This window comes from Virgibacillus indicus (assembly GCF_002266285.1).
Taxonomy (GTDB): Bacteria; Bacillota; Bacilli; order Bacillales; family Amphibacillaceae; genus Virgibacillus_K; species Virgibacillus_K indicus.
Genome location: NZ_NPMS01000004.1, coordinates 181,069 through 196,563 on the forward strand (window position 1 = coordinate 181,069; position 15,495 = coordinate 196,563).

Annotated in this window: 16 protein-coding genes and 1 riboswitch; of the genes, 8 read left to right on the top strand and 8 right to left on the bottom strand. The window is 37.8% G+C overall.

The genetic code is table 11. The annotated features are described in order from the left end of the window. Positions 1-7 precede the first annotated feature (7 nt). Positions 8-2,407 (bottom strand): 3-hydroxyacyl-CoA dehydrogenase/enoyl-CoA hydratase family protein, encoded by a 2,400-nt coding sequence (locus CIL03_RS10415; RefSeq protein ID WP_094885784.1) that lies wholly within the window; start codon positions 2,405-2,407, stop codon positions 8-10. A gap of 282 nt (positions 2,408-2,689) precedes the next feature. On the opposite strand from CIL03_RS10415, the gene CIL03_RS10420 reads away from it, so the two are divergent. From CIL03_RS10420 to CIL03_RS10455, 8 genes are all read left to right on the top strand, one after another. After that, entirely contained in the window at positions 2,690-3,595 is a 906-nt protein-coding gene (locus CIL03_RS10420) for a nuclease-related domain-containing protein (protein ID WP_094885785.1), read from the top strand. A gap of 500 nt (positions 3,596-4,095) precedes the next feature. Next, positions 4,096-5,043 (top strand): metal ABC transporter solute-binding protein, Zn/Mn family, encoded by a 948-nt coding sequence (locus CIL03_RS10425; RefSeq protein ID WP_094885786.1) that lies wholly within the window; start codon positions 4,096-4,098, stop codon positions 5,041-5,043. Positions 5,044-5,061: 18 nt separating this feature from the next. Continuing rightward, positions 5,062-5,817: a metal ABC transporter ATP-binding protein gene (locus CIL03_RS10430; protein WP_094885787.1), complete on the top strand. Its 756-nt coding sequence runs from the start codon at positions 5,062-5,064 to the stop codon at positions 5,815-5,817. Between the two features lie 16 nt (positions 5,818-5,833). Beyond that, on the top strand, positions 5,834-6,700 hold the full coding sequence (locus CIL03_RS10435) for a metal ABC transporter permease (protein ID WP_094885788.1): 867 nt from the start codon (positions 5,834-5,836) through the stop codon (positions 6,698-6,700). A 9-nt stretch (positions 6,701-6,709) separates the two neighbouring features. Next, positions 6,710-7,123, top strand: a complete 414-nt coding sequence (locus tag CIL03_RS10440) for a Fur family transcriptional regulator (protein ID WP_094885789.1) — start codon at positions 6,710-6,712, stop codon at positions 7,121-7,123. Continuing rightward, positions 7,120-7,503, top strand: coding sequence for a fluoride efflux transporter CrcB (gene crcB, locus CIL03_RS10445; RefSeq protein ID WP_165767933.1), 384 nt, complete (start codon positions 7,120-7,122; stop codon positions 7,501-7,503). The genes CIL03_RS10440 and crcB (CIL03_RS10445) overlap by 4 nt, the downstream gene beginning before the upstream one ends. Beyond that, positions 7,488-7,847 (top strand): fluoride efflux transporter CrcB, encoded by a 360-nt coding sequence (gene crcB, locus CIL03_RS10450; protein WP_240508049.1) that lies wholly within the window; start codon positions 7,488-7,490, stop codon positions 7,845-7,847. The genes crcB (CIL03_RS10445) and crcB (CIL03_RS10450) overlap by 16 nt, the downstream gene beginning before the upstream one ends. A gap of 69 nt (positions 7,848-7,916) precedes the next feature. Further along, on the top strand, positions 7,917-8,375 hold the full coding sequence (locus CIL03_RS10455) for an SH3 domain-containing protein (protein WP_094885792.1): 459 nt from the start codon (positions 7,917-7,919) through the stop codon (positions 8,373-8,375). A gap of 29 nt (positions 8,376-8,404) precedes the next feature. Here CIL03_RS10455 and CIL03_RS10460 read toward each other — a convergent pair whose 3' ends face one another. The 7 genes from CIL03_RS10460 to CIL03_RS10490 form a co-directional block, all read right to left on the bottom strand. Next, on the bottom strand, positions 8,405-9,208 hold the full coding sequence (locus tag CIL03_RS10460) for a VLRF1 family aeRF1-type release factor (protein WP_094885793.1): 804 nt from the start codon (positions 9,206-9,208) through the stop codon (positions 8,405-8,407). A 79-nt stretch (positions 9,209-9,287) separates the two neighbouring features. Then, a complete protein-coding gene (locus CIL03_RS10465) occupies positions 9,288-9,602 on the bottom strand; it encodes a DMT family transporter (RefSeq protein WP_094885794.1) in 315 nt (104 codons plus the stop codon). Beyond that, a complete protein-coding gene (locus CIL03_RS10470) occupies positions 9,602-9,943 on the bottom strand; it encodes a DMT family transporter (protein WP_094885795.1) in 342 nt (113 codons plus the stop codon). The genes CIL03_RS10465 and CIL03_RS10470 overlap by 1 nt, the downstream gene beginning before the upstream one ends. Positions 9,944-10,029: 86 nt before the next feature. Next, positions 10,030-10,123: riboswitch (guanidine-I (ykkC/yxkD leader) on the bottom strand. Between the two features lie 38 nt (positions 10,124-10,161). Beyond that, on the bottom strand, positions 10,162-11,340 hold the full coding sequence (locus tag CIL03_RS10475) for a hypothetical protein (protein ID WP_094885796.1): 1,179 nt from the start codon (positions 11,338-11,340) through the stop codon (positions 10,162-10,164). Then, positions 11,330-12,547, bottom strand: coding sequence for a DUF58 domain-containing protein (locus CIL03_RS10480; RefSeq protein WP_094885797.1), 1,218 nt, complete (start codon positions 12,545-12,547; stop codon positions 11,330-11,332). The genes CIL03_RS10475 and CIL03_RS10480 overlap by 11 nt, the downstream gene beginning before the upstream one ends. After that, the gene (locus CIL03_RS10485) at positions 12,544-13,488 is read right to left on the bottom strand and encodes an AAA family ATPase (RefSeq protein ID WP_094885798.1); all 945 of its coding nucleotides are present in this window, start codon (positions 13,486-13,488) and stop codon (positions 12,544-12,546) included. Before CIL03_RS10485 ends, CIL03_RS10480 begins: the two co-directional genes overlap by 4 nt. 647 nt (positions 13,489-14,135) lie before the next feature. Then, positions 14,136-15,419: a hemolysin family protein gene (locus CIL03_RS10490; protein WP_094885799.1), complete on the bottom strand. Its 1,284-nt coding sequence runs from the start codon at positions 15,417-15,419 to the stop codon at positions 14,136-14,138. Between the last annotated feature and the right edge of the window lie 76 nt (positions 15,420-15,495).

The following is a 15,495-nucleotide window of genomic DNA, read 5'->3' on the forward strand; positions in this document are numbered from 1 at the left end:
TCTTCTATTAATTTCGTAATGGTTTTCCTTTTAATAGCATGTGCTGCATCCGAGCCTGAGTCTTTGGTTCAGCGATTAAACTCAGAAATGCCTCACGTTCCAAATCAAGCATTACCTGCTCATCGATCATTGTTCCTTCTTTAATTCGTCCGCCTGACAATACATATGCCAGCTTCTCAGCAATCTTCACATCATGATCGGATGCATAGCCGCTGAATCGCAGTGTTTTTGCTCCAAGTAACATGGCTGCATAGCCTGCGTCACCTACAACAGGAATTTGTTCCCGCGCTGGTGCTTTGTAGCCTGCACCTGCTAAAGCTAAAACTTTTTCTTTTGCATCATGCAATAAATGATCCGGGTTTATACTGATTGCATCATTGTTATCTAAAAATCCATTTTCTCTTGCTTCAGCAGCCGACGTTGAAACTTTTGCCATTGCAACTTTTTCAAAAACATCATTTGCCACCTTTGTCAGATCAAAATTCACACCTTTTGGCAGGTTGCGAAGCTCTTTTAAATAAAGTTCCTTCGTCCCGCCACCGCCAGGGATCAATCCGACACCAAATTCAACCAATCCCATATAGGTTTCTGCAGATGCCTGTATTGCAGCTGCCGGAAGTGAAACCTCGGCACCTCCGCCAAGTGCCATATTAAATGGTGCTGCTACAACTGGCTTGTTGGAATACTTGATATTCATTGCCATATTTTGAAACTGGCGAACTACCATATCAAGCTCATAGAAATTATCATCCTGGGCTTCCATCAGCATCATAGCTAGATTTGCACCAACACAGAAATTCTTGCCTTGGTTTCCTATTACCAGTCCTTCATAGTTTCTATCAGTTTCTTCAATTGCAAAGTTGATCATTTGCATAATATCCAAACCAATTGCATTGCTTTTCGCATGAAATTCGAGTCCGGCAACACCGTCTCCCAAATCTATCAAACTGGCACCTGTGTTCTTTTTAATAACTCCATTAACATCTTTCAGGCTTCTAAGATTAATTTCTTTTTTATTAAAGGTCTGCTGCTTGTATTCCCCTTCATCATAGAAGAATACATTTCCATTTTCTTTTTTATAAAAGGATTCATTGCCATCTTCCAGAAGCTTAAGTACCCATTCCGGTACGGTTTCTCCTTCCTTCTGCATGCGCTCAACGGACTTGCTGACACCAATTGCATCCCATGTTTCAAATGGGCCGATTTCCCAGCCAAATCCCCACTTCATGGCCTGATCAATGGAAACAACGTCATCTGCAATCTCTCCGAGCAAATCTGCTGAATAGATTAAAACAGGCTTGAGTATGGACCAAACAAGGTCTCCTGCTTTATCTCCTTTTGCTGATACAAGCGCTTTCAATTTATTGCTGGAGCCTTTTTCCTGTTTTGCCATTTCTGTTGCTGCTGTCTTCAGCTTTTTTCGGGTCCCGTACTCTAGTGTTTCTGGATTCAATTCATAGATTGTACTTCCGTCTTTTCCTTTTTTCTTAAGGAAGAATCCCTGGCCGCTTTTGGCGCCTAACCAGCCCTTCTCCTGCATATTCTTCATAAATTCCGGCACTTCAAATACTTCCTTTTCAGCACCATTCACCTGATCATATACATTTTTCGCCACATGAATGAATGTGTCCAAACCAACTACATCCAATGTGCGGAACGTAGCACTTTTTGGTCTGCCAATCATTGGGCCTGTTACGGAATCCACTTCCCCTATACTGTATCCGCCTTTCAGCATTTCTCTTACCGTCACTAGCAAGCCATATGTGCCAATGCGGTTGGCGATAAAATTAGGTGTATCTTTCGCTTCAACAACACCTTTGCCAAGCACATCTTCACCAAATATTTTCATAAATTTCAATACGTCAGGATCAGTATCTTTTGTAGGAATAACTTCCAGAAGTTTAAGATACCTTGGAGGATTGAAAAAATGCGTTCCCAGAAAATGCTTACGGAAATCCTCTGAGCATTCTGCAGTCATATCCTCTACAGAAATTCCGGATGTATTAGAACTGACTATTGCTCCTTCTTTCCGGTATTTATCAACATTTGCAAAAACCTTTTTCTTAACCCCAAGGTTTTCAACAACTACTTCTATAATCCAGTCGACGTCAGCCAGCTTTTCCATATCATCATCCATATTGCCCACCTGAATGAGATCAAGACTTTTCTTTGTCGTTATTGGAGATGGTTTTTGTTTTAAAAGTGCTTTCTTGCTTTGTGTAGCCATTCGGTTTCGTACGGCTGAATCCTCAAGTGTTAATCCTTTCTTTTCTTCATCTTTTGTTAATTCACGTGGTACGATATCCAGCATTATTGTTGGTATTCCTGCATTTGCCAAGTGGGCTGCAATACCAGATCCCATTACACCAGAGCCCAGGACTGCCGCACGCTTGATTGTATGCTTCATGATTTGTCCCCCAATCTTATTTGAATGAACACTCATTCATTTTGTTGCCAAAAATAAAAGATAGCAAGCTATCCACTTATTTACTACTATAAATTATATTCTGACATTTCGCAATACCAAAGATTAAAATGTTGTGATTTTTTTGTTACAATGACCTTGAGGTCTAGTGAAGCAATGTTGTTTTTTCAACTATGAAGTTGCTAAAAGTAATGTTTATTCCCTAAAACGGAATATTCGGATATAATAGAACTAGTCTTTATCAAAATATAAAGGAAGTGGACTATGCCTTATAAACCTCGCGTCAAGCCACAAGAACTGATAATCCTCGAATTATTAAACAAGCGGAAGAAATTAACCAGTAAGGAAAAACAACACTACCTGAATCTAAAAAAGGGCTTTGAAGGAGAGATGCTATTCGATACTTTTACAGAAAAACTACAATGTGAATGCTCGATATTAAATGATTTGTTACTAGTTGTAAATAGTACCACCTTTCAAATTGATTCCCTCATTATCGCAGGAGAAAGGATCTTCTTTTACGAAGTTAAAAACTATGAAGGTGATTATTATTACGAATCTGATAAGCTATTTAAGAAGCCCAAATTAGAAATTCTTAATCCCCTTCACCAACTGAGCAGAAGCGAATCCTTACTGCGTCAATTACTTCTCAGTCTTGGCTTCAACCTTCAAATTGATGCTTCTGTCGTTTTTATTAACCCCAACTTCACTTTATACCAAGCACCCCTAGATAAACCTATTATTTTTCCAACGCAGGTTACTCAATACATGACAAATCTAAATACTATACCTTCAAGATTGACAGAAAGACATAAAAAGCTTGCAGGTCAATTATTATCGTTACACAATTCAGATTCTCCATATACTCAGATTCCTTCCTACGATTACAATCAATTAGAAAAAGGAATTACCTGTTTAAAATGCCATTCATTTTCTGTTGCTGTTGAGAAAAGAACTTGCGTTTGCCATAAATGCAGATATAAAGAATCAGTTACAAAAGCTGTATTAAGATCGGTCAAAGAATTTCAGGTTTTATTCCCAAATGAGAAGATTACCAGTAATGTTATACAAAATTGGTGTCAGGTGGTGAAGTCGAAAAGTTCGATAAGAAGAATTTTGGCGACTAATTTTAATTCTGTAGGAAAACAGCAATGGACATACTATGAATAGAGCTATTTAACATTTATAGGCTGATTTAGTCCTTCATCACATCGATGGAGGACTTTTTGCTGTGATCTTACTTAGGGTCGACTTTCATTTTATTGATGAGTTAATGAATGAAGAGCTTTTTGCTGCATTCGTGCACTCATTACCTCGATGAGTTTACGAATGATAAGTTTTCTCCTGCTTTCGTGCACTCATCACCTCGATGAGCTAGCGAATGAAGAGTTTTCTCCTGCATTCGTGCACTCATCACCTTGATGAGTTTGCGAATGATAAGTTTTCTCTTGCATTCGTGCACTCATTACCTTGATGAGTTTACGAATGATAAGTTTTCTCCTGCTTTCGTGCACTCATTACGTCGATGAGTTTGCGAATGATAAGTTTTCTCCTGCTTTCGTGCACTCATCACTAAAAGAGGGATGTTTTCCGTAATCATTCCTATTTACAAATCGTAATGATTACGATATTATATAAAAAGTTGAAATAAATGTTGGGAAGGATACGAAATGAAAGTAATACAAGCAATTTTCATATTGACGATTTTAAGTGCTATCGCAATTGGTTGCACACCTAATAATAAAGAAACAGACAATGATGCAGATCTTACCATTTATACAACTGTTTACCCGATTCAATATGCTGTCGAAAGAATTGGCGGAGATTCTGTTGCTGTTACATCTGTTTATCCCCCGGGAGTGGACGCACATACGTATGAACCAGCATCGAAGGATATTACCGCTATTGCCAAGAGTGATGCATTTATTTATCTGGGCGCTGGCATGGAAGGGTTTGCTGAAACTGCAGCAGCAACGTTGGCAGAACAGGATGTTGAATTAATTGAGATAGGCCAGCATGAAGAACTCTTCCACCAGGAGAATGAGTCACATGAACATCATGAAGACGAACACAATCATGAGGGGCACAGTCATGGTGATCATGATCCGCACATATGGATTGATCCGCATCGTATGCTGGAAATGTCTTCTATTATAAAAGATGAACTAATCCGCTTAAATCCGGAGGCAGAAGAAATTTATAACAAAGGTTTTTCCACGCTTGAAGAAGATTTATTAGATTTGGATGAACAATTTACCGATATATTAGAGTCAAAACAAAACAAACGAATTCTTGTTTCCCATGCTGGTTATGGGTACTGGGAGGAACGTTATGGGATTGAACAAATTCCAATTAATGGACTTTCCTCAAGCAGTGAGCCGTCGCAAAAAGATCTAGTCAAAATCATTGAACAGGCAAAAGAACATGACTTGAATTATATTATTTTTGAACAAAACAGCTCGAATCGGGTTTCCGAAATTATTCAGGATCAGATTGATGCTGAGAGCTTAACAATTCATAATCTGTCTGTATTAACAGACGAGGATATTGAGCAGGGAAATGATTACATGTCACTAATGAAGGAAAATTTAAACGTATTGGATAAAGCAACAGATTAGCAAAAGAGGTGTTTACACATGTCAGAACCGGTTGTTTCAATGAAAAATATATCCTATGCCTATGATCAGAAAACTGTGTTAAACCACATAAACTTCGAAATTCCTAAAGGAGCCTTTATGGGGCTACTTGGTCCCAATGGCGGTGGCAAAACAACATTGATCAAACTAATTCTCGGGTTACTGAAACCTGATGAAGGATCTGTACAATTACTTGGCGGACCAATCGGCAAATTTAAAGACTGGAATAGAATCGGTTTTGTTTCACAAAAAGCCAATTCATTTAATAAGGGGTTCCCTGCTACCGTATTTGAGGTAGTTTCAACAGGACTGACTGCAAACGTTGGCTATTTCAGATTTTTCAATAAGAATCATAAGGAAAAAATAATTCAGGCGATTGATCAGGTAGGTATGCTTGAATATACACATGAAAATATCGGGAATCTTTCCGGGGGCCAGCAGCAGCGGATCTTTATTGCCCGTTCCCTGGTTAATGATCCACAGCTGCTTATACTGGATGAGCCTACTGTCGGTGTCGATTATGAAAATGTTCAGCGGTTTTATGAGCTTCTGCATCGTTTAAATGATGAACGCCAGATCACATTATTGCTCGTTACACATGACACAGGAACAATTACTGAGCATGCAACAGATATTGTTTGCTTAAATAAAACATTGCATTTTCACGGAAAGCCGGAAGAATACACATCTCTTTCAGAAAAGGATTTGTCCGTATTTTATGGCCATCCCGTAAATATTGTCACCCACAATCATTAATGCTGGAGGAACGGTTATGCTCGCAGATTTTCTGGAATACGACTTTTTACGATATACATTTTTAACAGGACTATTAATTGGAATCATCGCACCACTTCTAGGAACATTTATTGTAGTCAGACGACTGTCACTGATTGCTGATGCATTATCACATGTTACATTGGCCGGGATAGCTTTTGGATTATTGCTCGAGAAAAAATTTGCGGTAACACTGATCACCCCATTATACAGCGGGATGGCCTTTTCCGTAATTGGCTCCATTTTCATTGAAAAACTTCGAGGTGTTTACAAGGCCTATCAGGAAATCGCGATACCAATTATTTTATCCGGTGGAGTAGGGTTAAGTGTAATCTTCATCTCAATTGCGGATGGCTTTAACACCGAATTATTCAACTACCTTTTTGGATCTGTATCAGCAGTAAGCATCAATGATTTTTATACCATTCTTGGGATTTCCATTTTCATCGTGATGATTGTAGGTTTGCTTTATAAAGAACTTTTCAGCCTTTCTTTCGATGAAGAACATGCGACAATCTCTGGAATTCATGCAAAAGCAATTCACCTGCTTTTTATTGTTTTAACCGCACTGGTAATCGCGGCATCCATTCGAATAGTTGGCGTGCTGCTAGTTTCCGCATTGATGACATTACCGGTTGCTGCAAGCATGAGGATTGCTAAAGGTTTTAAACAAATGATGTTTTTATCTATTATTTTTGGCGAAATAGCCGTTGTTGCAGGTTTAATAACAGGTTATTATTTAAGTATCCCACCAGGTGGTACGATTGTACTTGTTTCACTAATTATTTTATTAATTTCGATTGCAGCAAAGAAATATAATTTCACGTTAAAAAAAGCACACGAAAATAACCTTCAAAAAAAGTGAGGGATTTGAATGAATATAAATGAGGCAATTGATCGTTTGAAAAACAATGGCTATAAAGCTACCAAAAGACGTAAAGAAATCTTGGGTTTTTTTGAAGAAGCAGATGGCTACCGTACCGCAAAGGATTTAATTCAGCATTTGGAACCTGCTTATGAAGGAATCAGCTTTGACACAATCTACCGTAATCTTCATTTGTATAATGAAATGGAAATTTTGGAAACTACCGAATTAAACGGGGAAAAACATTTCCGCATGAATTGCACGCACCATCATCACCATCATTTTATTTGCAATCAATGCGGAAAAACGAAGGAAATCGAAGTCTGCCCGATGGACGAGGTACAAAATACGTTGGCCAATTACGAAATAGAGGGACATAAATTTGAAATTTACGGATTATGCCCCGGCTGCAAAAGTGCATGAACATAAAGCTTTATTTAGCTGCTGGTACTGGCGGGATGTTCGGTGCGATTGCCCGTTATGGAATTTCTGTGCTTTTCGGTACCGATCACATATTTCCATATACAACCTTATTTATTAATTTATCAGGCTGCTTTTTAATTAGCTTTCTTTTATACCATCCATCATTAAAGCAGAAGCTTTCTCCTGAATTGTTTGCAGCTTTCAGTGTTGGTGTAATTGGTGCTTTTACCACCTTTTCGACATTTGCTGTTGAAACTATTCAGCTCATGAACAGCCACATGTTATTGGCGGCTGTTTATATTTTGCTTAGTGTTGCCGGCGGGATTTTATTTTGCATGCTTGGATTTAAGGTGGCCTCAAGGAAGTGGAACATTCAATGAATATTTTCCTCATCGCAATTGGTGGTTTTTTTGGCAGTGCTGCCAGGTTTTATCTTTCAGTCAAAGCAAACAAAAGATTGATTGGCACCTGGACAGCTAATATTTCTGGTTCCTTTCTCCTGGCAGTTCTGCTTGTTCTATCAGAAAAAGAAATCACACCTGAATGGTTGTGGGGGCTGCTTGGAATCGGCTTTTGTGGTTCATACACAACTTTTTCTACCTTTGGAAATGAGGCCTTGCAATTAATAATATCAAATCAATATAAAAAAGCACTCGGTTATATACTCAGCTCCTTGATCATTTCAATCGTCATAGTTTTTAGTGTTTTTCGCCTATTTTTGTAGAGACTTTTTCCATTTTCAACTTATTTCGTGTATACTACATTTTAGATATTCAGGTTAGGAGATTTGTGTATGGAAAAGGGAAAAGTTCTTATCATTACAATTTTAACAATATTAATTGCTGCTTTTATCGTTTTTGTTGCTGTTATGCAGCATAATTTTAATAATCCTGAATTTGATCAAACAGAATCTGGAAGTGTACATAATGCTGAATTAGAAGAGAATCCTGAAGATGAAACTGATGACGAAACCGAAGATTCTGATGACACTGAAGATAAAGTTCAGAAAGAAGAAGAGGAAACCGAAGAAGAAGCAGTCACTCATTCTACAAGATATGTAACGGTTGAAACATTGAATGTCAGAAGCGGTCCAGGAGTTGACTATGAAATTGCTGGGGTCGTTGTAATCGATGAGGAAGTCTCTGTTGAGGACAGTGGAGAAGAATGGGTGAAGATAACTACCGATGAATTTGAGGGTTACGTTAACGAAAAGTATTTATCAGATGAATCAAGCGAAGAAGCTGCCCAATAGAGTTTGACCCTTTGGGACAGCTTCTTTTTTTATCCAAATACCTCCTGCAATACTTTTGATTCCTCGTGATCCAGCATATTCTTTTGAATTACTTCATTAACGGGCTTATTCATCTGTGCTTTTAAATCATTTGATGAATCAGGTTCACCAATAACATATATTTTTTCCCAGCTATGTTCTTTTGCCCGCTTGTCCAGTTTAGGGGCAATTTTTTTATACCAGCGCTGCTGATTCGCCTCATAACGTGCGTCAAAATGGTCTCTTTGCCTATCTGCATTGCCAGCCCCCATGGAAGCATTTGAATTTCTAGGTCCTTGTTTTTGACGCCAGTCCTCTGTTTTTATATCAAGTTCAAAAGAAGTAGTATCTTCAATTTCATTTAAATAAGATTCAATAACTTTGATTTCATTTTGCTGTACCAGGATAATTCCCGATTTTGGAAACTGGTCTCTTAATTTAGCGAGCTGGCTGATTTCAGGTGTTTCCTGCCAGTAAAACTCTGTCTCGACATGCATCTGCACTCTGTTTGCGAACCAGACCTCCTCATCAGCAGTTGCAAAAATAACGATTCCCTTCAGGAAATTTTGTTCATTTCCTTTAACAAACTTATCAACCTTTTGTTTGATTAACTGAAAATTCCTTAATTCTTCCTTATTCTCATCTTCTTCCAGATACTGTTCAAAATTACGGATACCATTTTTATAATGTATTTTCCATTCACCACTCTGCTGATCAGGGTCTGATGGATCCGTATTTAAGTACATTGTAAATACTTTATTCGCACCTTCTCTTTGCACATTTTCCAGCTGCTTCAATTCCTTATTCAAATCCATAGGATACAGGCACTCCTTTAAGAAAGTTTTCAATTCTTAGTAGTGTTTATCCTATATTTGCGGGGTATAAACATGCTTATTATGAGATTAATTTTAATCCGACTGCAGCGGAAAGAACCATGCCAATAAACAAAAGCCTCTTCCAATCCTTCGATTCATTAAAAAATATCATCCCGGCAAGTGCGCTGCCTACTGTTCCCATCCCTGTCCATACAGCATATGCCGTACTCATTGGAATTGTCTTCATAGCTATTGATAAAAAGATAAAGCTTAAAATGAACCCACCGAATAATAATCCGAGAGAAGATAAATTCAGCTTTTTATTCACTTTATTTATTCCCATAACTCCAACCACTTCACCTGCTCCGGCAAAAATCAAAAAAATCCAGTCCATTATGATTGGCCTCCTTCACTATCAGCAGCTGGTGTTATTGTTTTCAAGCCAATGACTCCGCTAAGCAGCAGAAGAATCAATGCTATTTTTTCAATCCGGAATGGCTCATTGAATACGAGTATTTCCAATATAACCGTTCCAGCAGTACCCATCCCTGTGAATACAGCATATGTTGTCCCTACCGGAAGCCGTCTCGATCCAATAATAAGTAAATGCATACTAAAATAGATTGCAAACAGCGTAAGTCCCCATGTCCACCAATTAAAGGCATGCTTTAATCCAATTACCCAGCCAATCTCAAATAATCCGGCTATAAATACAAAATTCCAATCTTTTTTCATGCTCACCATCTCCTGTAAAAGCGTTTATGCAAGTTACATGCAGGAAAAATTGAAAAACCCGGGAAGATATCTATCAAACATAGACATCCTCCCGGGCTTTTGTCCCTCCGTGTACACGAACAGTGCGTTTTCTCTCGGACCAGACCAGCAGAAAGCTGCGGAACCCTAGAAAACTTATATATTATTAGTTAAGATTATAACGTTTAAATTGATTTTGGTCAATGATCGGTCAGCTGTTTTTCCATTTTTTTCAGCTGCAGCTTTAAGGCTTCTTGTTCCTGAGTGCTGACATCTGATTCACCATACCTCACTTTTTGATAAACCACAATATCTGATTCCATTCCAATCCGCTCAAACCAATCTTCAATTGTTTCAAAGGACATTCGTCCTTTTTGGTTCTTTTCCGCGAATTTTTCAAATTGCAAAACCATTCTCCGCACCGGATGTTCCGGTCGTTTAAACATGTTTTTTATTCTGGTGGCTATGGAATAGGAGTTACCTCCTTCTTGCGGATCCAATTCACTATAAGAAATCTTAGCATTCTGTGTTTCCTGTTTTGTTGAACTGCGAAAGCGTCTTTTCAAATAAAATAAAGCAATTATTAAAAGCAGGACAACAAAACCTATGGCAACAAATAAGGTACTTTCTTCCAGGAGTGAAACACCCTGAGGCTCATTCCAGTATTCCCCGCCTTCTCCTCCCCCGTCACTATTCTGTGATGTCCATTCTCTTTCATTAACTTCTATGAGGCTGAGAATATTTGATATACCGCCAAGGGAAAGCCCCAGTAAATGAAGCAATCCATTCCAAATCCCCAGTACTGAATTACGGATCCCATCAGATATGGCAAAAAACAATAGAGCTCCTATTCCAAGAAAACCAATAAAATACACAGCCAGCATGCGATCAAATTCTCTGCGTTCTTGTTTTTTCAATGCAGCCAGATGACTGCTGATATAGCCAGTAATCAAAATAATAATCTGCAAAAACGGAAATATCATAATCCGGCTATCTCTGACCAGCAGACTTACAAGTGCAGTTAATACAATTGTAATGATAATGTATTGATTTTCTCTGCTGATAATTTCTTCACGGCGGATACTAATATATCTCCAGACAAACAGGACAGGAAATAACACAGCTGCTGCAATCGGATAATCCCACAAGTAAAATACGCCAAATAATACAGGAGCCATTATAATATACCAAAAATAACTTACTGTCCTTGCTGTTATTATTGAAAATAAAATACATGTCAGCAATATAATAATAAGATAGCTCCAGTATGGCACCCAGAGAAACCGATGATACATAATTGGCAGCATAATTAAAAACATGATGATTGCTTCACTGAGAAAATGGTAGGCAAATGTTAACATTGGATGGTTATTTTGCATCCTTCATCCCATCCTTTTCCAATGACTTTATAATCGCTGCATCATTCTCCTGAATAACACGAAATGCCGATTTTTGCTGTATCCGCCAGGAATCCATAATCCTCCGAGTCCCGGCCGGAACATTTCCAATGAATATAATTGTTTTCGGTTTGGAAAAGTGTTTCCCCAAACGATGGAGCATTTGGTTAAATGGCATGATCATTGATTGTTTATGAACTCTTGCAAGCATTTCCAGAGCCTGTCCATAATGATTTTTTCCTTCCCCTTCTGAAAGATGAACATATGGAACTTTGCCCGGCTTGCGGGAATTAATAAATATCTCAAAAGGAACACCTTTTTTTGTGGCATACTCAGATAAATAGGCTGTATATGATAATAGCTCTTCCAGGTTTTGATTAAATCTTGTCATATTTTTATTATCCTTTATACCTAGGTTAACGATAAAAACATATGACATATCAACGACTTTTTCATATACATTTGTTTGCAGCTTCTGTGATTTTACCGAAGCATTCCAGTTAATACGGTGAAATGGATCACTATAGCTATAATCTCTTGTTCCTAATGGACTTTGTATATCTTCAAATGGAGACATATTTGAGCGGCCGATTCCCGGTATCATATGAAAAACCATCTCTGTATTGTGAACAGGAAGCAGCTTTGGGAATACAATAAACTCTGTATAATAGAACCCATTAAACTTTAATGTCAGTAAATCAAAGTTAAAAAGATGCGGAAAAACATAGGAAATATTATTGATTCTTGAAACACCACGCTCCTGTGCAACAACAGGAATTTCAACTGTTATTTTTCGCTTGCGAAAAATTGATAAAGGGACATTTATCTGGGTCCAGTACTTGTCTGTTTCCTTGGTATGTTCATATGCCCTTATTGCTGCACCAGTCTGAAATTGAAATTCCCCATTTACAAGAGGAAAAACAGATTGATTTGACAACTCAAAAGTCAGGGATGACTCCTCTTCGGGAAATAACTTTATAGTCATTCGAGGATTCTTAAGATCTAACTTTTTACCGATCCCTGTGTCATATAATTTGTATACAACCAGATATGCTGTAAATACACCTACACCCAAAAAAGCAATTTGATTTGAAAAAATGATCCCGATTAAACAGAAAATAATGATTGCAACAAGCATATAGTCAAAGCTTTTCTGCTGCTGTGAACCAAATTCCTTTTGCCATATCATTTGCTTACTGCTCCTGCTTCTACTGGGACAGCCACATTTCTCATTATTTCAGTTACAACCTGCCCAGCTGTCTTTTTAATGGACCCCTCCATCGTTAAAATCAGCCGATGCTCAAATATATATGGCACCAGCAGTTTAATATCATCAGGTGTAACGTACGAACGGTTTTCCAAATATGCTCTTGCCTGTGATGCTCGCATTACTGCAAGCATCCCCCTTGGACTAATGCCAAGATCTACGTCATGATTTGTTCGTGATTCATGAACAAGTCCTAATAAATAATCGGTTACTGCATCCGATAAGGTAATCTGCTTTATAGCTTTCTGCATTTCTCTGATCGTTTCCAATGTTAGTGAAGATGAAATTTCATCATATGAATCACTTAAACGATATGTATGTAAAATGCGTCTTTCTTCCTCTTCAGAAGGATATCCCAAATCTATTTTAAACAGGAAACGGTCTAATTGAGCCTCAGGCAATGGAAACGTGCCATAATTACTTTCTACCGGATTCTGGGTTGCAAGTACTATAAATGGTGCTTCTACTTTTATCGTTTCCCCATCAATGGTAGTCTGATATTCTTCCATAACCTCCAGCAGACTGGACTGTGTTTTTGGTGTTGCTCGGTTGATCTCATCGGCAAGCAGAACATTTGATACAACCGGGCCGACCCTCAGTTCAAATTCCTGTGTTTTCGGATTAAAAAAACGAATTCCCGTTACATCACTTGGTAAAACATCCGGAGTGAATTGAACTCTGCTGAAGTCACCATCCATCACTTTTGCAAAGCTTTTCGCAAGTTTTGTTTTACCGGTGCCTGGTACACTTTCCAGCAGCACATGTCCTTCTGCAAGTAAGGCGATAAATAGAAGATCAATAACCTCTTCTTTACCAAAAATAACATTATTTAGTGATTCTTTTACTTTGTTTATTTGTTCCATGATAGCCCCCTGTTGGAAATTATAGTTTTTAGATAATTAACATAATTATTACATATTATAATTTCCTTTACAATAATGGAAACTTTTTTGACATACAGTTATATTTCCGCTGTTATATATTTTTGCGATCTTTGATGTCTTTGAAACGCCATAGTTGATGTAAAATCGAACTAAAATTAGCGATGATAATTCCATCGGCCGCTCAGGAAATATAACCACACTCCCGGAATCATATCAGCCATCCACCGAAATATCCTCTATGTGACCAGTGGCTATTTGTTTCTAGCTCTTTGGGTTTAGAGAAGTACTCTACGTGCCCGGTGGCTACTTATTTCGTGTTGTTTGGGCTTAGAGAGTCACTCTATGTGCCCGGTGACTAATTATTTCAGGCAATTTGGGCTTAGAGAGGCGCTCTATGTGATCACTGGCTATTGTTTTCTAGTGTTGGGCTCAGAGAAGTACCCCAAATCCTGATAATCCGTTCAACCCGTGAAACATCCGTCCGAAGTTGAAATCAACAGGGCAGTTACGTCGCATTCTATAGATTTTATGTCAAAAAAGACAAGTTTTCCCATAACAGATTTTCTTATTTTGAAAAACAGATAAAAACAAAGGCAAACTTCATAGAAGTTTGCCTTTGTTTTCTATTATTTTATTATTCTAACCTTCTTAATTTGATAACCATCAATTTCTTCAACAATAAATTGATAGCCTTCGTGCTCAATAATTGTACCTTCTGCTGCTTCTAAATTTTTCATAAAAATCCAACCACCGATAGTATCTACTTCCTCATCTTCTAAATGTAATCCCAATCGGTCATTAATTTCTTCTATTTGAATTTTACCTGCTACAACCATTGTTGAATGGTCAACTTCTTCAATCATTGGCGTTTCATTGACATCAAATTCGTCGCGGATATCTCCAACAATCTCCTCGAGTATATCTTCAACTGTCACAAGTCCCGCAGTCCCACCATATTCATCATTAACTATTGCCATATGGATTCGGTCTTTTTGCATCTTTAACAAAAGCTGCTTAATCGGGGTAGCTTCAGAAACATGAATAATCGGGCGGATATATCTCTCAATCGAAACTGGCCTGTCATCATCAAATTGTCCAGTAAATACATCTTTCAAATTTACTAATCCGATGATGTTGTCTTTTTCTTCATCTGCCACAGGATATCTGGTAAATTGGCCCTCACGGATAACATTAATATTTGTTTCAAAGCTGTCTTCTTTAAAGAAGCAAATCATTTCCGTGCGTGGTATCATTATTTCTTTTGCCAGCCGTTCATCAAATTCAAATATATTATTCACATATGTCATTTCTGCTTGATTAATTTCCCCGCTTTTATAACTTTCAGAAAGAATTAAACGCAGTTCCTCTTCGGAGTGAGCCATTTCATTCTCTTTAACTGGCTTAAAACCAAATAATCGAATAAGCAATTGTGCAGATCCATTTAGCAACCAAATAAATGGATACATAATTTTATAGAAGAATATAAGAGGTTTTGCCAGTAATAATGTTATAGCTTCAGCCTTTTGAATAGCAATTGTCTTTGGTGCCAATTCTCCTACAACTACATGTATATAGGTTATCGCTAAAAAGGCGATTAGAAAGGACAGCAGTGAGGATACCGTTTCATTTACATCCAGGTTTTCAAATACGGGTTGCAATAATCTTTCAACTGTTGGTTCCCCAAGCCAACCTAAACCTAAAGCTGTAACCGTAATCCCTAATTGACATGCAGATAAATATGCATCTAAATTATCTATCAATTTTTTGGCATGAACTGCTTTTTTATTTCCTTCTGATATTAAATGTTCAATTCGAGTGGAACGAACTTTAACAATAGCAAATTCGGTTGCTACAAAGAATGCGGTCAGCAAAATCAATATAGCAACCATAAGTAAATTAACAATCTCCAATTAAGACCCTTGTATCAATGAATACAAGGAGTTCACCTCCTGGTTTTTTGAGAAAATTAAGCTAATTAAGTTTCTG

Bases quoted from the DNA above. Each gene is read 5' to 3' on its own strand.
- CIL03_RS10425 (WP_094885786.1), top strand. From the start codon at position 4,096: ATGAAAGTAATACAAGCAATTTTCATATTGACGATTTTAAGTGCTATC.
- crcB (WP_165767933.1), top strand. From the start codon at position 7,120: ATGAACATAAAGCTTTATTTAGCTGCTGGTACTGGCGGGATGTTCGGT.
- CIL03_RS10460 (WP_094885793.1), bottom strand. From the start codon at position 9,208: ATGGATTTGAATAAGGAATTGAAGCAGCTGGAAAATGTGCAAAGAGAA.
- CIL03_RS10430 (WP_094885787.1), top strand. From the start codon at position 5,062: ATGTCAGAACCGGTTGTTTCAATGAAAAATATATCCTATGCCTATGAT.
- CIL03_RS10465 (WP_094885794.1), bottom strand. From the start codon at position 9,602: ATGGACTGGATTTTTTTGATTTTTGCCGGAGCAGGTGAAGTGGTTGGA.
- CIL03_RS10485 (WP_094885798.1), bottom strand. From the start codon at position 13,488: ATGGAACAAATAAACAAAGTAAAAGAATCACTAAATAATGTTATTTTT.
- CIL03_RS10415 (WP_094885784.1), bottom strand. From the start codon at position 2,407: ATGAAGCATACAATCAAGCGTGCGGCAGTCCTGGGCTCTGGTGTAATG.
- CIL03_RS10455 (WP_094885792.1), top strand. From the start codon at position 7,917: ATGGAAAAGGGAAAAGTTCTTATCATTACAATTTTAACAATATTAATT.
- CIL03_RS10435 (WP_094885788.1), top strand. From the start codon at position 5,834: ATGCTCGCAGATTTTCTGGAATACGACTTTTTACGATATACATTTTTA.
- CIL03_RS10475 (WP_094885796.1), bottom strand. From the start codon at position 11,340: ATGCAAAATAACCATCCAATGTTAACATTTGCCTACCATTTTCTCAGT.
- CIL03_RS10420 (WP_094885785.1), top strand. From the start codon at position 2,690: ATGCCTTATAAACCTCGCGTCAAGCCACAAGAACTGATAATCCTCGAA.
- CIL03_RS10440 (WP_094885789.1), top strand. From the start codon at position 6,710: ATGAATATAAATGAGGCAATTGATCGTTTGAAAAACAATGGCTATAAA.
- CIL03_RS10470 (WP_094885795.1), bottom strand. From the start codon at position 9,943: ATGAAAAAAGATTGGAATTTTGTATTTATAGCCGGATTATTTGAGATT.
- CIL03_RS10480 (WP_094885797.1), bottom strand. From the start codon at position 12,547: ATGATATGGCAAAAGGAATTTGGTTCACAGCAGCAGAAAAGCTTTGAC.